General features: G+C 52.2%; 26 protein-coding genes. 8 read left to right on the forward strand and 18 right to left on the reverse strand.

Features of this window, described 5'->3' with window-relative positions; genetic code table 11:
* Positions 1-34: 34 nt before the first annotated feature.
* From MET42_RS0112175 to tsaB, 8 genes are all read right to left on the reverse strand, one after another.
* Positions 35-1,744, reverse strand: coding sequence for a proline--tRNA ligase (locus MET42_RS0112175; RefSeq protein ID WP_019883313.1), 1,710 nt, complete (start codon positions 1,742-1,744; stop codon positions 35-37).
* Positions 1,745-1,811: 67 nt separating this feature from the next.
* On the reverse strand, positions 1,812-2,450 hold the full coding sequence (locus tag MET42_RS0112180) for a hypothetical protein (protein WP_232411557.1): 639 nt from the start codon (positions 2,448-2,450) through the stop codon (positions 1,812-1,814).
* Positions 2,419-2,928: a TPM domain-containing protein gene (locus MET42_RS0112185; protein ID WP_019883315.1), complete on the reverse strand. Its 510-nt coding sequence runs from the start codon at positions 2,926-2,928 to the stop codon at positions 2,419-2,421. Before MET42_RS0112185 ends, MET42_RS0112180 begins: the two co-directional genes overlap by 32 nt.
* A gap of 17 nt (positions 2,929-2,945) precedes the next feature.
* Positions 2,946-3,815: a YgcG family protein gene (locus MET42_RS0112190; protein WP_029512434.1), complete on the reverse strand. Its 870-nt coding sequence runs from the start codon at positions 3,813-3,815 to the stop codon at positions 2,946-2,948.
* Between the two features lie 8 nt (positions 3,816-3,823).
* Positions 3,824-4,420, reverse strand: coding sequence for a LemA family protein (locus MET42_RS0112195; RefSeq protein WP_024930687.1), 597 nt, complete (start codon positions 4,418-4,420; stop codon positions 3,824-3,826).
* Between the two features lie 77 nt (positions 4,421-4,497).
* Positions 4,498-5,151 (reverse strand): hypothetical protein, encoded by a 654-nt coding sequence (locus MET42_RS0112200; RefSeq protein WP_232411560.1) that lies wholly within the window; start codon positions 5,149-5,151, stop codon positions 4,498-4,500.
* A gap of 13 nt (positions 5,152-5,164) precedes the next feature.
* Positions 5,165-5,626, reverse strand: a complete 462-nt coding sequence (gene rimI, locus MET42_RS0112205) for a ribosomal protein S18-alanine N-acetyltransferase (protein ID WP_024930685.1) — start codon at positions 5,624-5,626, stop codon at positions 5,165-5,167.
* Between the two features lie 5 nt (positions 5,627-5,631).
* A complete protein-coding gene (gene tsaB / locus MET42_RS0112210) occupies positions 5,632-6,333 on the reverse strand; it encodes a tRNA (adenosine(37)-N6)-threonylcarbamoyltransferase complex dimerization subunit type 1 TsaB (RefSeq protein WP_029512435.1) in 702 nt (233 codons plus the stop codon).
* Positions 6,334-6,501: 168 nt separating this feature from the next.
* Between tsaB and MET42_RS0112215 the strand changes: the two genes are divergently transcribed.
* Positions 6,502-7,179 (forward strand): PEP-CTERM sorting domain-containing protein, encoded by a 678-nt coding sequence (locus MET42_RS0112215; protein WP_019883321.1) that lies wholly within the window; start codon positions 6,502-6,504, stop codon positions 7,177-7,179.
* 791 nt (positions 7,180-7,970) lie between these two features.
* Here MET42_RS0112215 and panB read toward each other — a convergent pair.
* From panB to MET42_RS0112245, 5 genes are all read right to left on the reverse strand, one after another.
* Complete coding sequence (gene panB, locus MET42_RS0112225) at positions 7,971-8,780, reverse strand: 3-methyl-2-oxobutanoate hydroxymethyltransferase (protein ID WP_019883323.1); 810 nt, start codon at positions 8,778-8,780, stop codon at positions 7,971-7,973.
* Positions 8,781-8,842: 62 nt separating this feature from the next.
* Complete coding sequence (locus tag MET42_RS0112230) at positions 8,843-9,481, reverse strand: deoxynucleoside kinase (protein ID WP_019883325.1); 639 nt, start codon at positions 9,479-9,481, stop codon at positions 8,843-8,845.
* A gap of 22 nt (positions 9,482-9,503) precedes the next feature.
* Positions 9,504-9,989: a 2-amino-4-hydroxy-6-hydroxymethyldihydropteridine diphosphokinase gene (gene folK / locus MET42_RS0112235; protein ID WP_019883326.1), complete on the reverse strand. Its 486-nt coding sequence runs from the start codon at positions 9,987-9,989 to the stop codon at positions 9,504-9,506.
* A complete protein-coding gene (gene pcnB, locus MET42_RS0112240; RefSeq protein WP_019883327.1) occupies positions 9,989-11,335 on the reverse strand; it encodes a polynucleotide adenylyltransferase PcnB in 1,347 nt (448 codons plus the stop codon). Before pcnB ends, folK begins: the two co-directional genes overlap by 1 nt.
* 36 nt (positions 11,336-11,371) lie before the next feature.
* Positions 11,372-11,923 (reverse strand): cob(I)yrinic acid a,c-diamide adenosyltransferase, encoded by a 552-nt coding sequence (locus MET42_RS0112245; protein ID WP_024930678.1) that lies wholly within the window; start codon positions 11,921-11,923, stop codon positions 11,372-11,374.
* A 62-nt stretch (positions 11,924-11,985) separates the two neighbouring features.
* Here MET42_RS0112245 and murI point away from each other — a divergent pair, with 62 nt between their 5' ends.
* Positions 11,986-12,768: a glutamate racemase gene (gene murI / locus MET42_RS0112250; protein ID WP_019883329.1), complete on the forward strand. Its 783-nt coding sequence runs from the start codon at positions 11,986-11,988 to the stop codon at positions 12,766-12,768.
* 865 nt (positions 12,769-13,633) lie between these two features.
* On the opposite strand, the gene MET42_RS0112255 is transcribed toward murI, so the two are convergent.
* Both MET42_RS0112255 and MET42_RS0112260 read right to left on the reverse strand, forming a co-directional pair.
* Positions 13,634-13,822, reverse strand: coding sequence for a zinc-finger domain-containing protein (locus MET42_RS0112255; protein ID WP_019883330.1), 189 nt, complete (start codon positions 13,820-13,822; stop codon positions 13,634-13,636).
* 46 nt (positions 13,823-13,868) lie between these two features.
* Positions 13,869-14,786: a branched-chain amino acid transaminase gene (locus MET42_RS0112260; protein ID WP_019883331.1), complete on the reverse strand. Its 918-nt coding sequence runs from the start codon at positions 14,784-14,786 to the stop codon at positions 13,869-13,871.
* 130 nt (positions 14,787-14,916) lie between these two features.
* Between MET42_RS0112260 and MET42_RS0112265 the strand changes: the two genes are divergently transcribed.
* From MET42_RS0112265 to MET42_RS0112290, 6 genes are all read left to right on the forward strand, one after another.
* The gene (locus MET42_RS0112265; RefSeq protein ID WP_019883332.1) at positions 14,917-15,507 is read left to right on the forward strand and encodes an SCO family protein; all 591 of its coding nucleotides are present in this window, start codon (positions 14,917-14,919) and stop codon (positions 15,505-15,507) included.
* A gap of 170 nt (positions 15,508-15,677) precedes the next feature.
* Positions 15,678-16,166 carry a bacterioferritin gene (gene bfr, locus MET42_RS0112270; RefSeq protein WP_019883333.1) on the forward strand — a complete coding sequence of 163 codons (489 nt, stop codon included), beginning with the start codon at positions 15,678-15,680 and terminating at the stop codon, positions 16,164-16,166.
* A 9-nt stretch (positions 16,167-16,175) separates the two neighbouring features.
* Entirely contained in the window at positions 16,176-16,652 is a 477-nt protein-coding gene (gene bfr, locus MET42_RS0112275; RefSeq protein ID WP_019883335.1) for a bacterioferritin, read from the forward strand.
* Between the two features lie 133 nt (positions 16,653-16,785).
* Positions 16,786-17,013, forward strand: a complete 228-nt coding sequence (locus MET42_RS0112280) for a bacterioferritin-associated ferredoxin (RefSeq protein ID WP_019883336.1) — start codon at positions 16,786-16,788, stop codon at positions 17,011-17,013.
* A 114-nt stretch (positions 17,014-17,127) separates the two neighbouring features.
* The gene (locus tag MET42_RS0112285) at positions 17,128-18,051 is read left to right on the forward strand and encodes a DMT family transporter (RefSeq protein WP_019883337.1); all 924 of its coding nucleotides are present in this window, start codon (positions 17,128-17,130) and stop codon (positions 18,049-18,051) included.
* 66 nt (positions 18,052-18,117) lie between these two features.
* A complete protein-coding gene (locus MET42_RS0112290) occupies positions 18,118-18,624 on the forward strand; it encodes an SRPBCC family protein (RefSeq protein WP_019883338.1) in 507 nt (168 codons plus the stop codon).
* 12 nt (positions 18,625-18,636) lie between these two features.
* Here the strand turns inward: MET42_RS0112290 and MET42_RS0112295 are convergent, their stop codons facing one another.
* The 3 genes from MET42_RS0112295 to gmhB are packed head-to-tail and all read right to left on the reverse strand — an operon-like array spanning position 18,637 to position 20,602.
* The gene (locus tag MET42_RS0112295) at positions 18,637-19,350 is read right to left on the reverse strand and encodes a M48 family metallopeptidase (RefSeq protein WP_019883339.1); all 714 of its coding nucleotides are present in this window, start codon (positions 19,348-19,350) and stop codon (positions 18,637-18,639) included.
* Complete coding sequence (locus MET42_RS0112300; RefSeq protein ID WP_019883340.1) at positions 19,347-20,060, reverse strand: 1-acyl-sn-glycerol-3-phosphate acyltransferase; 714 nt, start codon at positions 20,058-20,060, stop codon at positions 19,347-19,349. Before MET42_RS0112300 ends, MET42_RS0112295 begins: the two co-directional genes overlap by 4 nt.
* A complete protein-coding gene (gene gmhB / locus MET42_RS0112305) occupies positions 20,060-20,602 on the reverse strand; it encodes a D-glycero-beta-D-manno-heptose 1,7-bisphosphate 7-phosphatase (protein ID WP_019883341.1) in 543 nt (180 codons plus the stop codon). The genes MET42_RS0112300 and gmhB overlap by 1 nt, the downstream gene beginning before the upstream one ends.
* Positions 20,603-20,609 lie beyond the last annotated feature (7 nt).

Genomic DNA, 20,609 nt, shown 5'->3' on the forward strand with positions numbered 1-20,609 from the left:
ACAGGCGCCAAACAGAGGGATGAAATCCCTCTAATTACTGACCAAGTTTGTCACGCAAAAAGGTCACACAATCAGTCACTTGCAAGTTTTGTGCCTCAGCATCGGTACGGCCCTTATATTCGACTTTGCCTTCAGCCAAACCACGGTCACCAATCACCACGCGATGCGGAATACCCATGAGGTCGCTTTCGGCAAACATGACACCCGGGCGCTCACCACGGTCATCCAGCAACACATCCACACCCGCTTGTTGCAACTGGGCATAGAGGTCAAACGCGGCCTGTTTTACTGCGTCGCTCTTGTCGAGGCCAATCGGGCAAATCACCACGGCAAACGGCGCCATACTCAGCGGGAAAACAATACCTTTTTCGTCGTTGCCCTGCTCAATCGCAGCACCGACGATACGTGACACGCCGATGCCATAACAGCCCATTTCCATCACTTGCGTCTGACCATTTTCGTCCAGGTAAGTCGCCTGCATGGCTTCGGAATATTTGGTACGCAACTGGAAAATATGGCCGACTTCAATCCCGCGACACAAATCCAAAGTACCCTTGCCATCCGGGCTGGCATCGCCAGTCACCACGTTACGGATATCTGCCACGATGGCTGGCTCTGGCAAATCGCGGCCAAAATTCACACCTGCCAGGTGAAACTTAGGTTTATTGGCGCCACAAACGAAATCACTCATGAGTGTCACGGTTCTATCGGCCACTACGCGCACATTGGCGTTAACGCCAACCGGGCCGATAAAGCCAGGCGGGCAACTCAAGTTGGCACGGATTTCTTCTTCGGTCGCCAGGCGGAAGTCCTTCACGCCATCTATCTTGCCAAACTTCACTTCGTTAAGCTGGTGGTCGCCACGCAACAAGGCCAGGGTAAATACGTCATCCACCATCAGCGCAACAGATTTAACGGTTTTGCTCACTGGCACATCCAGCAACTTGGCGACGTCTTCGCAGCTTGTTTGCTTAGGCGTATCGACCTCGCGCATGCTTTCGCTGGCGGCCGCACGGCTACCGGTAGCAACCGCCTCGGCCAACTCGACGTTGGCGGCGTAGTCAGACTGCTCGCAATAGGCCAGTGCATCTTCGCCGCTATCTGCCAGCACGTGAAACTCTTGTGAGCCATCACCGCCAATGGCGCCAGAGTCGGCCTTCACTGCACGGAACTTCAAGCCCAGGCGCGTGAACACATTGCTGTAAGCCGTGTGCATGCTGTTGTAGGTATTCACCAGACAGTCTGCGCTGGTATGGAAAGAGTAGGCATCTTTCATCAAAAACTCGCGCGCGCGCATCACACCAAAACGTGGGCGGATCTCGTCACGGAACTTGGTCTGGATCTGGTAGAAATTCAGCGGCAACTGCTTGTAGCTGCTGATTTCCTTGCGCGCGATGTCAGTAATCACTTCCTCATGCGTTGGGCCAAAGCAGAAATCACGCTCATGACGGTCCTGGATTTTCAGCATTTGTGGACCAAACACCGCCCAGCGGCCGGTTTCCTCCCACAACTCTTTTGGCTGCACGGCAGGCATCAGCAACTCCAGCGCGCCAGCCTTGTTCATCTCATCACGCACGATGTTTTCTACCTTGCGCAGTACACGCAAACCCAGCGGCATCCAGCTATACAAACCGCTGCCCAGCTTTTTGATCAGCCCGGCACGCACCATGAGTTTGTGGCTGATCAGCTCGGCGTCGGAAGGGGCTTCTTTTTGGGTAGCAATGAAAAATTGTGAGGCGCGCATAAAATAACTTTTAATTAGAATCTGAAAGCGCGATTTTAGCCTTAAACCAGGGCTTAGTCACTCGCGCTTATTCGGTGGAATGGTCGTTTGGTGCTTCTCGATGCAAGATGGGGCTATCAGTAGGAATATAGCCCTCCTTCCACTGCGCCATGGGCACTATCGTTGCCGGGTAACCATTATCGTAAAACCAGCTGTCGACGGCATATTCAGCTTTGCTGTCGACCTCTTTAATCACAGCAGCGCTATGCGGCCAGCCGGTCAAAAAGAACTTGCGTGTACGTGTGTCTAAAATCTGGTGAAATTGCATCAGGCCAGCCTGCTGAATCAACCGCATATAGGTAGTGCTGTTGATCGCTTCGTCGTTACAGTCCTGCTGATGCAGGTAGCCGCTGTTATTGAACGTGCCGGCGCGATCAGCGGCAGTGCCTGTCTTGGTGCCGACAATATCCTCCAGCACACCGATGGCTTGCGCGATGGCTGCGCGCTCAATTTCGGCTGTTTGCGGGGATGGGATAAATAGCCTGGTGACGTTGTCCCATTCGGCTGGCGTCAGCCTAAGCACATCAGAATGCGTGCATCCCCCGCCCTGGCAGATTTCAAACGATCCTAGCGAGGGAGTGCTATGGTAAATACGGTTGATATCGTTAAGGTCTGCGTAGGCCGACAGAGTAAAACTAAAGAATAAGCACGCGATTAGGTAACTCATTACGCGGAACAGCTTCTGGCGGAAAATGTGTTGCCAGCTGCTCGCCAATCGTTTGTATGCCATACACCACACCTGCTTCAAACTGCCCACTTCTGAACATCCCTTCCATGTGCTGGCAAATGTGCTGCCACCCAGCCTCTCCTACATGCCGGTGTATGCCGCGGTCGGCCACAATTTCAACATCATGGTCAGCCAGCAGCAGGTAAATTAACACGCCATTGTTATGCTCGGTATCCCAAATATTGAAATGGCCGAATAAATTGATCGCACGTTGCCTTGGCGCCAATCTCCGCAGAATAGCATAGGTGGGTAAACCAGACTCGATCACCACCCGGATTTCACCCGCATGATGATGCTCGCTTTGTGCAATGGCCAATTCAATCTGCTTGAGTGAATGCTGCGGAAACAAGGCTTTCACATGCCTAGGATGACTCCAGGCATGTTTGAACCAGCGTTTGAACGGGTGTACAGGTTTCATACGACTCTCAATATTGATTACCAGTCACCGGAGGCACCACCGCCACCAAAGCCACCGCCGCCGCCACTGAAAATGTCCGGGCCACGGCTACCACCGGAGTAACCGCCAAAGCCACCAGGATACGCGCCATAGGATCCGCCACCACGCCCGCCCATGGCCAGCGTGAACACAAATGCTGCCAAACCGATCAGCCCCATAATCAAGGCTGTCGCGCCTAACCAACCCGCCAAGCCACCCAGCAAACCGCCGGTCACCAGGCTACCAGGAAAATCACCCAGCATGCCCTTGAAGATGGCGCCGCCGATAATCGCAGCAAACATCAGGATAGGCAGCATACTCATCCAGTCATCTGCATGTGCCTGACGCGCTTGTTTGGTGGGCGCAGGTAACTGCTCGCCCTGAATCAGCTTGATCAAGGTATCCGTCGCCAGATTCAAACCCTGGTAAAACTGGCCTTGCTTGAACGCAGGTGTAATTTGCTCGCTGATGATACGCTTGGCAATCGCATCTGGAATCGCGCCCTCGAGGCCATAACCGACCTCAATACGCATTTTCCTATCGTTTTTGGCGACAATAATAATCACGCCGTCATCCTGCTTTTCGCGGCCCACTTTCCAGGCATCAGCCAGGCGGATGCCAAACTGCGAAATTTCTTCTGGCTGCGTGCTAGGCAATAACAGCACAGCCACTTGGGAGCCAGACTGCTGTGAGAACTGGCTAAGCTTCTGACTCAGGGCGGCTTGCTCCTCAGCGGACAAGGTCTGTGTCAAATCCGTCACTGCGCTTTGCAGTGGCGGAATATCGACCAGGCCATCGGCTGCCTGGCTGCTTGCGATGCCAAACAGCACGCAGCAGACAAGCAGGAGTGATTTCCAGCAAGCGGTCATGTTAGCGATTACTTACCATCACCAAAGTCAACTTTAGGCGCCGTTGAAATCGCTTTTTCATTTTCAACTGTAAATGATGGCTTAGGCTGATAACCAAACATCATGGCAGTTAAATTATTAGGGAAACTACGTACGGACACGTTGTACTGCTTCACAGACTCAATATAACGGTTACGGGCGACTGTTACACGGTTTTCAGTACCCTCGAGCTGAGCCTGCAAATCGCGGAAGCTGGCATCCGCTTTCAGGTTAGGATAGTTTTCAGACACCACCATCAGACGCGACAAGGCACTGGTCAGCTGGCCTTGTGCCGCCTGGAATTTGGCAAACGCATCCGGGTCATTCAGCAACTCAGGCGTGACCTGCATACTACCCACTTTGGCACGTGCCTCGGTCACTTCAGTCAGCACTTTTTCTTCATGGCTGGCGTAGCCTTTCACGGTAGACACTAGGTTAGGCACCAAATCCGCACGGCGCTGATACTGGTTCAATACCTCAGACCAATTGGCCTTGGTTTCTTCATCCAGACTTTGAAACTGGTTATAACCACAGCCAGACAGGCTTAGGGTAGCTACCAGCAATAGCATATTTAATAATCGACGCATGTCAGACTCCAGTCAAAAAACATAAATTCATCATAAAACCACATCTACTTTATAGATGCGGGCTAAAAGGCATTTCTTCAAGCAGTCACTGCTGCATGCCTGGCCAGCAACAAACACACATCCTGCCAGACTTCACGCTTTAACAAGGAATTTTCCAGCATGGCCTGTGGGTGATGAGTAATCACCACCAGCATGTCGCCATAAGTCAATATCTGACCACGAACAGCAGCTATTTCCGCATGATTTGTCGCTAAAAACTGATTTGCCTGTTCCAGACCAAACAATACACAAAAGCGGGTGTTCACTTGTGTCAACTGTAACGGCTGTTGGTACAGCGATACCTCCTCAAGCGGCAGTTGCAAGGCACGCAAAATATTTTGCAACAACTGCTGACTCGGCGCATCACTGGCGTGCGGGCAATAAAGCAGCCACGGCGTTTGCACCAACGGCTCAGCAGCCGCTTCCGGCAAATTGGGCTCGCTCAATTCAGGCGATGCATCCAGTGGCGCTTGAAGCCTCTCCGCGAGGGATGCTTCAATATTCAGCCCTTCTGTTTCATCTTCGACAACAGGCGCAGAGACTGGCGCGGCGGTGGCCGCTATAGCAGCTTCCAGCGTGACAACGGGTTCTGCAATCGTCACTGGCGACAAGCTTGCAGGCGCAGGCAAGCGTGCACGCCAGACTGGCAACAACTCCAGTTCCCGCAACATGTCTTCACGGCTTAAACTCACCAGGCACTCCTGTTCATAATGCCAACCCCATTAATACAGCATCTTCGCGGCCAGTTTTGGTGGGATAGTAATTGCGGCGCACGCCCATCTCACAAAATCCCATAGATTCATACAAGGCAATCGCCTTGGTATTGCTGACGCGCACCTCAAGAAACATATTAGCCGCTTGATGACGCTGCGAAACATCGACCATATGCGCCAACAAAGTACGTCCAAGGCCCTGGCCCTGAAATGGCTTGGCAATGCTGAGATTGAGCAAATGCGCTTCGTCCAGCACCATCATCACCAAGGCATAGCCAACAATATCCTCGGCAATCTCCATCACCCAGGCACTATACCCGGCATTGAGTGAATCGTTGAAGTTTCCCAATGTCCATGGATGACTATAAATCGTCGGCTCAATCCGGCTAATCGCAGCCAGGTCGTCATAAGACATCGGGCGGAACGTGACGTGCTGTTGGGGCAAGGCGCTCATATCAGTTACAGCGTTTGCCCTTGCGCACGCTCAGCGGCCGTCAAGGCGACACGGTTACGTATATACAATGGTGCGGCCTCATGCGCAGCCTGGGTATCGCCCGCTGCAAACAATGGCTGCGCCAACGTCAGCAGCGCGCTAGCCTTAGGCATCAATTCCGGACACACACTCACCAGTTGGCCGCTATATTTTTCTGACAACACTTGCTCAAACACACGCCAGCCAGACCCTGCGCCCAGCCAGTTCGCACCTTCCACAGCAGGCACATCTTGCGGCTTGCACACCACAGGCGGCAAAACCTCTTGCCAGCCATCGGCTTGCCGCACAAATGCCGCATGATAGACCTCACCCATGCGCGCATCCAGGCATACCAGCACCTTTTCAGCCTGCGCCTCTTGCCAGGCAGTCTCCGCCACCGCCAGCACAGAACTGATGCCGACTACTGGCAGATCAGCGCCAAATGCCAGCCCCTGCGTCACACCTACAGCCACACGCACGCCGGTAAAAGCACCAGGGCCAGTGCCATACACAATGCCATCCAAAGCGCTCAGCTGGATATTTGCCTGCGTCAACAAACGCTGAATTTCAGGCAGGATACGTTGCGATGCCGCAGGGCCGGTGACTTCATCAAATGTGTGTAAGCCGGCCCCCGTTTGCAAGGCCAGTGACAGTGTTTCGGTGGAGGATTCGAGTGAGAGTAAATTCATCATAGCGGCAACCAAGGCGTTATTTTGCCACAAGCAAGGCCGCTCAGGCAGCGATTACTGCAGATAGTACTCCCTTGAGCTAACGTTAAACCGCATGTTAAAATAAATAATAATCAATCTCATTATCAAGTTGATTACTAATTATAATTTTCACGAAGAGGACAACACATGTATCGTCATTTATTTACCAGCCTGGCGTTGATCGCCACCATGAGTTTTGCCGGGCAGGCAGCCGCGTTAACCACCCCATACACCGAAACCTTCACAGACGGTCTTTCCGGCTGGACGACCGGCAGCAACCCTAACCAGATTGTTGCCAACGGTGGCGCGGATGGTGGTGCCTACCTCAGCACAACTGCCAGCCCGACGGCCAGCGCCTTTGGCTCGGTAGCCGTGTTATTCCGCTGCGAGAGCGCAGCTTGTAGCGATGGCGCTTTCCAAGGTGACTGGCGTGACGACCTGGTATTTAGCTGGTACTTCCGCCACGATGCCGATATCGCCCTGCAAGCCTATGCCCGTATTGCCGCCCCGTCCAACAACCCTGGCGCCAGCGCGATTGTTTCCACCTGGGTAGAGCCTAACACCTGGACGCGCATTGACCTGGTCATTGACCCATCCAACCCGGCATTCACCAGCTTCTCAGGCCAATCATTTGATGCGGTATTTGATGAGGTAGGTCGCGTTCAGCTTGGCATCAGCCTGCCAGCAGGGTTCAGTGGCAGTAACCTGCGTTTTGACCTGGACGCCGTGAGCATTTCTACGGTACCAGAACCGGAAACCTACGCGCTGATAGGCGCTGGTTTATTGTTGATGGGTGCTGCTAGCCGTCGCCAGCGCAAACAATAACTGGTGTGATCTGAAAAAGGCGTTATCTCCAGCGAATATGCTGAGGGGTGACGCCTTTTTTGTTGTTTGATATGTGAATGATTTGGCTGTAATGTTGGCTGAGTTATGTACGGTTTCTTTCGCCTTGTCGGCGAGTCACTTTCTGATGCTTGCCCCTCAGAAAGTAACCAAAGAGGAGGGCACCCAGCCATCACGGCCTACGGCTCCCTTGCGTTGCTCAACAAAATAAGTCGGTCACGAAACTCAACCTGGCAGCTCACACAAAACGTGAGCTGCTGCGGGATTCGAACAGTCGCTCCCTCTTCTCTTATTTTGTTTCCGCTACTCAGCGTGATGGGATGGGACTTATCTCATCTAACTTGCATGGATTTAGTTTGGACGGTTTAAAAACCGGATTCTTTTGTTAAACCTGCTAAACGGTGGCGCTCGCGGGTGTTCGGGGTCCCCATCTGCCGCGCCGAGCAACGCAGGGTTGACGGGAGTCTTCGGCCATCGGCTGTTTGAGCTCCGCAACAAGCCACGTCTTGTGTGGCTTGTCAGGGCGAGTTTCGATGGACGCCCGGTAAGCCGAGTAGCGCAGGATAAAAGCGGAAGCTGGGGTGTCTTGTTCTTTGCCTTCTTTCTTATGGACAAGCATAAGAAAGAACGGTCGCCGAAAGGGCGAAATAGATCAATCATAGAATAGTCTTCGCTTTGGGCAAGCAAAGAAAAGTAACTCGCCGAAAAGGCGAAACAAAACACTAACCAAAACACAAACCTAAGAATGACCTTCTTAGCCCATCCACACCAAGCTAGTAACTATGCCTACCCTCAGGAAAGCTCCCCGCCTTCACCGCCTGCACATAATCCACCACCGCCTGCTGCACACTCCCCGCCTGCTGCAAGAAATTTTGCGCGAACCTTGGTGCTTTGTAGTCTTGTGGGGCTTTATCTGCCGGACCAGTATATATCCCTAATAAATCCTGCAACACCAGCACCTGGCCACTACAGCCTGCGCCTGCGCCTATGCCTATCGTTGGCACACCAATGTGCTGTGTGATATGCGCAGCCACCGCCGCAGGCACCATCTCGAATAGCACCATATCCACCCCGGCACGCACCATGGCTTGGGCATCATCCAGCATGATTTGCGCGCTTTCTTCAGTCTTACCCTGAATTTTATAGCCGCCCAGCTTTTCGACTGACTGCGGCGTAAAGCCCAGATGCGCACATACTGGCACGCCATTGTCGACCAGGTAACGTGCGGTCTCAACCATGTTGCCGCCACCTTCGATCTTGACGATATGCGCACCTGCCGCGATCAGTGTCTGTGCATTGGTGAGTGCTGTCGCCTGATCATGCTCATAACTGCCCGCTGGCATGTCGCTCATGATCACAGTGGCGGGTGCGCCTCTGGCCACCAGGCGGGTGTGATAAATCATGTCTTGCATGGTCACTTCCAGCGTATTGGTCGCGCCTTGCACGACCATGCCCAGGGAGTCCCCCACCAGCAAGACATCCACACCAGCCAATGCCAGCAATTTGGCAAAGGTGGCGTCATAGCAAGTGAGCATGGCAATTTTTTCGCCCGCACCTGCTTTTGTGAGAAGGGTATTCAGCATCTGTTTCCGCCATCAACCTGCCAACACGGGCCGATGATAGTGACCCATACCGCCAGGTTGAATTAAAAGTTGGGGTTAAAGTATTCGCGGCTGCTCTTAATCTGGCCAATACGCTCGATCAGCAAGTTAAACGCTTCCGGGTCTTTAATAATATTGAGCTTTTCGTTATTCACAATCAGCAAAGGTGAGGCATCGTAGCCGTGAAAAAATTCACTATAAGCCTCAGCCAGGCGGGCAATATACTCACGCGGCATATCTTGCTCGTAGCTGATATTGCGCTCCTCAATGCGATCCATTAAGGCGTCCACCGGCGTTTGCAGATACACCACCAGATCTGGCTTGGGTGCTTTGAGTTGCAGGTGCTGATAGATCTGGTGATACAGAGAATACTCTTCATCATCCAGGTTCAGGCGTGCAAACAGCGGGTCTTTTTCGAGAAAGAAATCAGACACCGTAGGCTGGCCAAACATATCACGCTGCGCCATATCTTCAATCTGGCGCGAACGCTGAAACAGGAAGAATAACTGCGTTGGTAAAGCGTAACGCTGGGCATCCTGATAAAAACGGGTCAAAAACGGATTGGCCTCAGCCTTTTCAGACAGTAGCTCGACTGAAAACTGATCGGCCAGCATCCGGGCCAATGTGGTTTTGCCACTGCCTATCGGACCTTCAATAACGACATAAGGAAAGCGGGTAAACATGGTGATTGCTCGTTCAGCGGATTCAATTCGGATTCAGTTTGCGCACGTCATCGTGCTTGTGTTTTGCTGTCCATTCTACAACAGTCTTTCCTTGTGGCAGCATAAAGTCGGGCACAATTTCAGCCAGCGGCAAAATGACAAAGCCACGTTCATGCATGCGCGGATGCGGTAATTTCAATAACTCGGTATCCAGTTGCATGCCGTCATAATCCAGCAAGTCGAGGTCCAAAATGCGAGGCGCATTAAGGAATGGACGCTCACGGCCAAACGTCTGCTCAATATCCAGCAATAACTGCATCAACTGCGGCGCCGGCATCTCGGTCGCCACCTGCACCACCGCATTGATAAAGTCAGGCTGGTTATCATAGCCTACCGGTGCCGTAGCATACAGGCTGGAAGCACACATCAAGGTCAACCCTGGCGTACTGGCCAACACCGCAATCGCTTTGCTGACCTGTGTTTCTGGCTGCTGCAAATTACTGCCCAGCGCAATCAACGCAATGGCCATTAAGCCAAGTCTCCGCCCACAGACTTTTTCTTGCGTGGTTTGCGACGGCGCTTTTTCGGGCCGCTTTCCGGTAATAACATCTCGGTACGTTCATCGGTACCAGCATCGGCAAAGCGCGTCCACCAGTCGCCCAACTCCTGTGGTAACTCTCCGGAAGCACAGCGTAACAGCAAGAAGTCATACCCCGCGCGGTATTTGGGGTTAGTTAACAAGGCATAAGGGCGCTTGCCAGAGCGCTGCTCAAAGCGCGGCTGCATCACCCAGATTTCTTTCATAGTCGCAGTATAGCGATTATGAATCGCCATTTTCTCGGCCTGCTTGTCGATCACTTCATTCATCGCCTCATGCAAGGCAGGAATCATATGCTCGCCGCGCTTCTGGTTTTCTTGCCATGCTTGCAGCACCTCGTGCCACAGCAAGGTAGCGAACAAAAAGCTAGGGTTAGAGGACTTGCCAGACAAAATGCGCTCATCGGTATTTTTAAGCGCCAGCATGACAAATTTTTCGCCAAGTGGCTGCTCGAGCACCACATCCAGTAAAGGCAACAAACCGTGGTGCAACTGCTGCGCACGTAAAGCGTTAATGCTCTCGATGGCATGGCCGGACAAGAACAGTTTTAACATCTCGTCAAATAAGCGGCTGGGTGGCACATCCTCCAGCAGATCAGCCAATTTGCGTATTGGCGCTTCTGTAGAACGCTCCAGCTTCAAGCCCAACTTGGCCGACAAGCGCACCGCGCGCAACATGCGTACCGGGTCTTCCTGATAGCGCGTGACAGGATCGCCAATCATGCGCAGGGTTTTGGCGCGCACATCAGCCACACCATGATGAAAATCCAGCACTTCCTGACGCTTGGGGTCGTAATACAAGGCATTGGCGGTGAAGTCACGGCGCACAGAATCTTCCTCAATACTACCAAACACGTTGTCACGGATGATGCGGCCGCTATCGTTGGTTTCAGCGTCACCATCGCTTAAGTGATGACCACGGAAAGTAGAGACTTCTATCGTCTCATGCCCCCATAACACATGTACCAGCCGGAAACGACGACCGATAATGCGCGAGCGTCGAAACACCTTATGCACCTGCTCAGGCGTCGCATTGGTTGCCACGTCAAAGTCTTTAGGCGGATGATTGAGCAGCAAGTCGCGCACGGCACCACCGACGATATAGGCCTGGAAACCGGCCTTCTGCAATTGGTCGCAGGTCTTCAGTGCGGCCTGGCTAATATGCTTCTGGTTGATCTTATGCTTGCCTACCTGGATGACTTGCGCCGCAGGAAGTTGGGTGTGGGTATTCGCGCTGGCACGACGACGGAATACTTTTTGCAGTAATTGTTTAATCATTCGTTTTTTGCATTTCAAGCGCCGGCCAGGGCCACGCTATAGTTTATGTTGGTTATTCCACAATACGTCCGGCACACCTGCCTGCCGGTTAAGCGTGCGACAGAGGACAAACAGTAAATCAGACAATCGGTTCAGGTATTGCAAGGCCACAGCGGTGACCGGCGATTGCGCATGCAGTGCATGCAACACGCGCTCGGCACGCCGACAAACCGTACGTGCCAAATGACACACCGCGGCTGCACGGCTGCCACCCGGCAAAATAAATTCTTTTAACGGGCTAAGCGCTTCGTTCCAGGCATCCAGCGTCAGTTCTAAAAACGTGACCCGACCCGCCTGTATAAAGTGATGCCCTGGCATACATAATTCACCACCCAGGTCGAACAAATCATGCTGAATCGCCAGCAAGCTGTCACGCACATCGTCCGCCAGGTCTTCTACCAGCAACATACCGAGCACGGCATTCAGCTCATCGACATCGCCCATGGCCTCCACGCGCAAATCAGATTTTGCCACGCGCGAGCCATCGCCCAGCCCGGTTGTGCCGCTATCGCCAGTACGCGTGTAAATCTTGCTCAGCCGGTTGGCCATGCCTGACACCTGTCTAAAATCCGATATAATCCCCCCATTATAAATCATACCGTGCCATTTCGATGTGCCCAGCGATTGCAGTCAATGCCCCCATTGGGGTGATGGATTCCGGGGTCGGCGGCCTCAGTGTGCTAAAACACCTCACCCGCCAACTGCCACACGAGCATTTCATCTACTTTGCTGACAGCGCTCACGCCCCTTACGGCAACAAATCAGCCAGCGAGATCCAACAGCGCTGCACCATTATTGCCGACACGCTGATTGCTCACGGCGCCAAAGCCCTAGTCGTCGCCTGCAACACCGCCACCGCCGCCGCCATTAGTAGCATGCGCCAACATTACACCCTGCCGATTATCGGCATGGAGCCCGCCGTTAAACCCGCGGCAGCCGCCAGCAAAAACGGCATCATCGGCGTACTCGCCACCACCGGCACTCTGCAAAGCGCACAATTCGCCGCACTGCTCGAACATTACGGCCAAAACGTGCAAGTTGTCACACAAGCCTGCGTTGGCCTGGTGGAATGCATAGAACAAGGCCAGCTCAACACCCCACAGACGCTGGCGCTACTGCAGCAATACTGCCAACCACTCATGGCCGCAGGGGCGGATACCATTGTGCTGGGCTGCACGCACTACCCGTTTGTACGTCAATATATTCAAGAGATTGTTGGGCCGGATGTCACCTTGATCGATACCGGCTCTGCAGTGGCGAAGCGTTTGCAACAGGTGTTAGAGCAAAGGCAAATGCTTAATGCAGCAACGGAAGCTGGCGATTATGTGTTTTTAACGAGTGGGACGAAAGAAACGCAGCGGGTAATGCAACAACTGTGGAGGCAAACTGCCTAGTTCAGTTTGAAATGTAGTAGAAAGTAACTCTGCTGAGTTTGGATGCCTTGGCAAATCTCTGAAACATTTTATTTCGCCTCTAGGCGAGTCACTTTCTGATGCTTGCCCCTCAGAAAGTAACCAAAGAAGAGGGCACCCAGCCATCACGGCCTAACGGCCCCCTTGCGTTGCTCAACAAAATAAGCGGTCACGAAACTCATCCTAGCGGGCTGCACACTACGCAGCCCACCGCGGGACTCGGACAGTCGCTCCCTCTACTCTTATTTTGTCTCCGCTACTCAGCGTGATGAATGGGATTTATCTCGCCAAACTCACATTGGCGAAGTTTGGACGGTTCAAAAACCAAATTCGTTTATTAAAACTACCAACCATTGCGCTCACCTGGTGTTCGGGGTCCCCATCTGCCGCGCCGAGCAACGCAGGGTTGACGGGAGTCTTCGACCATCGGCTGTCTGAGCTCCGCAACAAGCCACGAAGTGTGTGGCTTGTCAGGGCGAGTTTCGATGGACGCCCGGCAAACCGAGTAGCGCAAGGAAGAAGCGGAAGCTGGGGTGTCTTGTTCTTTGCCTTCTTTCTTATGGACAAGCATAAGAAAGAATGGTCGCCGAAAAGGCGAAATAGATAGTTCATCAAACAACCTTCACTTTGAGCAGCAAAGAAACTCGCCAAGAAGGCGAAACAATACGCCTCACCAAAGCACAACTTTTACAACACATCCAAATAAAGCCTAAACGCTGCCCTACACCACAATCAATCCAACAAGCACAGGCTATTCAACCATCCAAAGAATCATTTTTTCAAACTTGCCCAATTCACGTGCAAAACCCACAAACAAAAAACCCACGCAATGCGTGGGTTTTTCTACTTAATGGTGATGCACCTGCGTCCCCGGCTTCAACTTATATTTAGCCCCGCAATACGGACAAGACACTTGCCCCGTTTTCGCCACATCCAGAAATACCCGTGGATGTGCATCCCACAAAGGCGTATCTTTGGTTGGGCAATGCAATGGCAAGTCTTTGCCGTCTACTTCAAACTCTTTGACATCAGACATTCAAACTCTCCAGCAAACAGGCGCGTAATTGATTAAACCTGATAAATTAAACCAATGTCAGCCAATGTGCGTACTTGGCATTTTTGCCTTTCACCACATCGAAATACAGGCTTTGCAGTTTTTCGGTGATCGGGCCACGAGTGCCTTCGCCAATCGCACGGTTATCCAGTTCACGGATAGGTGTGACTTCAGCAGCGGTGCCGGTGAAGAAGGCCTCGTCAGCACTGTAGACTTCGTCACGCGTAATGCGTTTTTCGATCACTTCCAGGCCCAGCTCGACTTTTGCCAGGTGAATGATCGTGTCGCGGGTGATGCCTTCCAGCGCTGAGGTCAGGTCTGGCGTATACAACTTGCCGTTACGGATGATGAAAATGTTTTCACCGGAACCTTCAGCGACGAAACCGTCTACGTCCAGCAACAATGCTTCCTGGTAACCATCTTGTGCGGCTTCCTGGTGGGCCAGGATGCTGTTCATGTAGTTGCCGTTGGCCTTGGCCTTACACATGGTGATGTTCACGTGGTGACGTGCAAATGAAGACGTCTTCACGCGGATACCTTTGGTGATGGCTTCTTCACCCATGTATGCACCCCAGCTCCAGGCGCCGACAATCACGTGCGTGGACAGGGTTTTGGCGGAGATACCCATGGCCTCTGCACCGTAGAACGCCATCGGGCGCAGGTAAGCAGATTCGAGCTTGTTTTCACGCACAGCGGCTTTTTGCGCTTCAGAAATCGTCTCTTTATCAAACGGCATTTTCATACCCAGGATATGCGCACTGCGGAACAAGCGGTCGGTATGCTCTTTCAGGCGGAAAATAGCGGTGCCTTTGTCAGTTTTGTAGGCGCGCACGCCTTCAAACACGCCCATGCCATAGTGCAAAGTGTGGGTTAACACGTGGGTAGTGGCATCACGCCAGTTGACCATTTTGCCGTCGTACCAGATAACGCCGTCACGGTCTGCCATCGAACTCGGTATTGCCATTTAAACTCGCCCTTAATCCGTCAGTCATCAAAAACCAGTATTGTAAACTAATCTGTGCCCTTTTCGCCTATGCTAGAATCCATTTCAATGATGATTTACAAGGATTTTTTGCATGCAACTGCGTTTTAAGTGGGTTTACCTGGCCTTCGTACTGCTGGCCACACTATTGACCGCCTGCCAGCAAGGCGGTTCTGCCAGTTTTATCGGCACCGATTTGACCGGCACCCAGTTTGGCAAGCCGCTGTCCCTGACCGACCATACCGGCACGTTGCGCAGCATGAATGACTTTAAAGGCAAGGTGGTAGTGCTGTTCTTTGGTTACACGCATTGTCCTGACGTCTGTCCGACCACCATGTCTGACCTGAAAAAAACCATGCAATTACTGGGAGAAAAGTCCAACGACGTGCAGGTGCTGTTTGTCACAGTCGACCCGGCACGTGACACACAGGAAGTGCTGGCGCAGTTTGTGCCGGGCTTTGACCCGCGATTTATCGGCTTGCGCGGCACAGAAGCCGAAGTCGCCGCCAACCTAAGTGAATACAAAGTGTATGCCGCCAAAGTCAGCGAGCCGGGCAAATCCGGCTACACCATGGACCACAGCGCAGGCCTGTATGTCTTTGATAAAACCGGCGCGCCGCGCATTTACCTTGGCTACGGAGAAAAACCGGAAAATATTGCGCATGATTTACAGTTGTTGCTGTAAGTCTTGAATGCTGTCAGGAATCTCTCCCGCCAACCACATCAAGAACGATTTTCATTTAGATTTTTATTTAAAATAATATTTAAAATCAAACAGTTACGTTAATATTTTAATTGCATCATTTCTGCTTTCCTGTATGATGGCTGCATCAAAAATGCAAACAGGAGCCGACAATGAAAGGCGATAAAAAAATTATAGACATTTTGAATGACTTGCTGGCGGGCGAATTATCCGCCACCGACCAATACCTCACTCACGGTGAAATGTATGCTGACATGGGGCTCAGCGTGATCTCGGAGCGCATTTTGCATGAGTCCCTGCATGAGCGCGAACATGCCCGTGCACTGATTCAGCGCATTTTATTCCTCGAAGGCAAACCCAACCTGGCCAAACGTGATGCACTCACTATCGGCAAAGATGTGAAGTCCATGCTGGAGTCTGACCTGGCGCTGGAATATACCGTGGTCAAACATTTGAAAAAAGCCATTGAGGCTTGTGAACAGGCACAAGACTTCGTCAGCCGCGAAATGCTGCTGGTTCAGCTGGATGACACCGAAATGGATCATGCTTACTGGCTGGAAAAACAACTGAGCCTGATCAAACTGGTCGGCATGGAAAACTATTGCCAAAGCCAAATGAATAACAGCCCGGCGGCAGGATAAGGAGTTCGCATGAAAGGCGATAAACAAATCATCGTCACCTTAAATAAGGTGCTTAAAAATCAACTGACCTCAATTAACCAGTATTTTTTACATGCACGCATGTTTAAAAAATGGGGTCTTGAAAAACTCAACGATTACCAATACAAGCAATCCATCCGCGTGATGAAAGAAGCTGATGAAGTGATTGAGCGCATTTTGTTTCTGGATGGTCTGCCCAACCTGCAAAATTTGGGCAAGTTGCTGATTGGTGAAGACGTGGTGGAATGCCTGCAAGGCGACCTCAGCTTCGAAAAAGAAGTGCAACACCCGCAACTGGTAGAAGCCATTGCTGAAGCAGAAAAACTGCAAGACTACGTGACGCGCGACTTGCTGACCGAGTTGCTGGAAGCCTGCGAAGAAGCCGTCGACTGGCTGGAAACCCAGCAACGCCTGATCACAGACGTGACCTTACCAAACTATCTGCAATCACAGATTGAATCCGAGTAACGCCCGCTGCGTTGCTAAGCCTTTGAATTAAGCCGCGAAAGCGGCTTTTTTCTTGGCTGTCAGGAACCAATTTGACCTTGACAAACTCTCAATAAATGATAATAATTATCATTAGTAATCCTAGAGAGGCAATATGTACGTTTGCGTGTGTAATGCAGTCACTGAGCGTCAAGTTCACCAGGCGGTGAGAAATGGTGCAAAAACCGTGAAGCATTTGAAAGAACAATTAGGCGTTGGAGCGGAATGCGGCAAATGTGCCAGCTGCGCGAAGGCCTGCCTGAAAGAAGCGCACGCAGAACAGCATCCTGGCCTGGTTAAAAAACTGATTCAGTTAACACCCGTACAATTGGGCGCTGCCTGATTCATCCAGTTTCAAAAAAAGGGGCTTCGGCCCCTTTTTATTTCACCAAACATGCTTTGCTGCTAGCCGCATTGCCTACTACAATCTGCGCTTGTCCATCATTTCCTCATAGGCATGGCAAACCCCTCAAGCACCAAATTAGACTGGCGCACATTAGTTTTATTATTGCTACCGCCGCTGTTCTGGGCCGGTAACTTTATCGCTGGACGCGCTGTCAGCGCCGATGTGCCGCCCGTCGCTTTATCACTGATTCGCTGGGGGCTTGCCACACTCTGCCTGCTACCGTTTGCACTCAAGCCTTTTTTACGCGATCGCGCCCACTACCTGGCTTATCGCTGGCATGTGCTGGGCACAGCTGTTACTGGCGTTGCCACCTTTAATTTGCTGGTATATTGGGGCTTGCATACGACCAGCGCCACCAACGGCATTATCCTCAATTCATTTATTCCATTCCTGGTGGCAATTTTTGGCTTTCTGCTTTATCGGCAACATTTGCCGGGCAATCAATTACTCGGGCTACTGGTCTCACTCGCTGGTGTACTCACCGTTGTCTCTCACGGCGATTTGCAGGTACTACTCACACTGGCCTTTGCACCCGGCGACATAATTATCTTTTTAGCCATGATTTGCTGGGCACTATTCACTGTGTGGCTGAAACAGATTCCTGCCACGATAGACCGCAGCGGACTGATGCTCTGCCAGGTGCTCATCGCTTTAGCATTGCTGCTACCGCTCTATGCTTGGGAAAGCCAAACCACCACTACCCATATCGAGCACGCGCAGACAATATGGACGCTGCTATATATCGGTATTTTCCCGTCGGTGATTGCCTTTCTGGCCTATGCAAAGGCGGTCAGTCTGGTGGGCTCGGTACGTGCCAGTGTCTTTATTCATGCCATGCCGATTTTTGGCTCGCTGCTTTCCAGCCTGCTGTTAAAAGAACCCTTTCATGGCTATCAACTGCTGGGCATGCTGACCATCTTTTGCGGTATCTGGCTAGCAAACAGACAGGCAAACACATCCCCCACCAAACTTTAAACATTTAAAAAGGTCTGTTTTTATAGACCAGCTTTGACAGCCTATTTACCCATGAGGAGAAATGAAATGTCGATCACGCTTAATCCGGCACTCGACCTGGCTTTGGAAAGAGAAGTCGATGTATCCCCAGCGGAAATCTGGCAGGCATGGACAACGCCTGAGCATCTTAAAACCTGGTTCTGTCCACGCCCCTGGAAAACGGTAGACTGCGAAATCGACCTGCGGCCAGGCGGAGTCTTCCGCACCACGATGCAATCTCCGGAAGGGCAGAGTTTCCCTAACAGCGGCTGCTATCTGGAGGTCATCCCCAACCAGAAACTGACTTGGACCAATGCCCTTGAAGCCGACTTCAGGCCGGTAAAAATTCCCGAGCAAACGCCTGGACATGAGTGTGCTGAACTGATGATGACGGCCAGCATTGTATTGACGCCTACAGCTCGCGGGACGTTATATACAGCATACGCCTTGCATGCAGATGCCACGTCTAAACAACGTCACGAAGCCATGGGATTTCAGGAGGGTTGGGGAATCGTACTCGACCAGCTAGTGGCCGAAATCAAAAAAGCCAGGTAAACGGCAATACACTCAGGCCATGCGATGCAATATTGGCGACAGCGCTTTTAAATCCTTCTCGGCCTGCACATAGCGTGGGAACAGGCTGGCCTGTACGGCATAAAACCTGGCCGAATGGTTCATTTCTTTCAAATGTGCCATTTCGTGGCAAACGACATATTGAATGACATGGGGCGGCGCTTGAATCAAGCGCCAGTTCAAGCGGATTTGCTTGCGGCTATTACAACTGCCCCAGCGCGACCTGGCATTGGAAAGCCCGACAGCGCTGACTTTCTCGCCCATTTGCGCGGCGATAAGTTCCACCCTACGCGTAAAATCCGGTAGCGCTTGTTGCGCGTACCATTGCAATACTTTGCGTGCGACAAAGGCTGGCTGGTTGATCTGCGGCGATCTGACCAGCAATTGATTGCCTTGCAGTGTCACCGCTTTATTGGTGGCATGATGTTGTAGCGTCAACACAATATCCTGTCCCATAAACAACAGCGGCTCGCCATCCTGCCATTGCATGGGCGCGACCTGATTGGCTTCACGCAAAGCCAGTTTTTGCTGTATCCAGCCGGATTTTTCTAATAGAACTTGCTGCAGCTGCGTGGCTGAAATACGTTTTGGGGCGTGTACCACTAGGCCATTGGCGGTAATTTTAAGGCCGATGGTTCTGCGTGCGCGCAGGTCGAGCAGGTATTGGATGCTTTGCCCATTAGGCAATTGCAAGCGTTGCTCAATCACAGGTTCAGCATCTCGGCTTCAATCCAGTCTTCAACCTGTTTATTGACCGCATCTGGCTTGAGGCCTTTGGTATCAATGGGTTGGCCAATGACCACCTGGATCACACCTGGATATTTAAGGATGGAGTTTTTGCGCCAGAAGCGCCCGGCATTATGTGCGACCGGCACCACGGTGGTTTCGCTATGCGATGCCAGCCAGGCGCCACCGATATGATATTTACCACGATGACCAGGTGCTGTACGCGTACCTTCCGGAAAAATCACCACGCTTAACCCTTGCCGCAAACGGTCTTTGCCATTGTTGACCAGTTTTTTCAATGCCTCGCGGCCAGCACTGCGGTCAATGGGGATCGCATCCAGCGCCCAGAATGCCCAGCCCAGAAAAGGGATCATCAGCAACTCTTTTTTCATCACCCAGATTTGCGGCGGAAAAATACACTGCAAGCCTATGGTCTCCCAGGCGGACTGATGTTTAGCCAGAATAATATGCGCGCTGGCAGGAATATGCTCATGCCCGGTCACTGCATAATGCAAATTGCAGGTCACCTTGAGCCACCACAACACGCTATACGCCCAGCCACTGACCCAACGCGAACGCGTCACTGCCGGTAGCGGAATCAGCAAAATCGCCAGTAATGAAAATGGAATCGTCAGTGCAAACAACCCCGCATAAAACAGCAAGGCGCGCACATACAACACGGCTTTTTGCATTATTTGTCACCTGCAATAATGTCTTGAACAGCAGCGGCCAGATCGGCAACGACGATGGTGCTTTCGGGGACGTCAGCCAGGTTATAGGTTTCTTCGCCTTTACCCGTGCGCACCAGATAGGGCTGGCAACCGGCTTTGGCAAACGCCTGCAAATCACGCAACGCATCGCCCACGCCAGGCACCTTGGTCAGCTCGACATTAAAACGGCGGCTGATCTCCTCCAGCATACCGGTATTGGGCTTGCGGCAATCGCAATGATCGTCGGCGGCATGCGGGCAGTAAAACACGGCATCAATGCGGCCGCCCACCTGCGCCAGCGCTTTATGCATTTTGTCGTGAATGGCATTCAGCGTGGCCATATCGAAATAGCCACGCGCAATGCCGGATTGATTGGTCGCCACGGCTACGCGATAACCATGCTGGTTGAGCCGCGCAATCGCTTCCAGGCTGCCAGGAATCGGAATCCACTCGTTGGGATTCTTGATAAAGGTCGCGCTGTCGCGGTTAATCACGCCGTCACGGTCAAGAATGACTAATTTCATGCATAAA

Source organism: Methylophilus sp. 42, assembly GCF_000384155.1.
Classification (GTDB): Bacteria; Pseudomonadota; Gammaproteobacteria; order Burkholderiales; family Methylophilaceae; genus Methylophilus.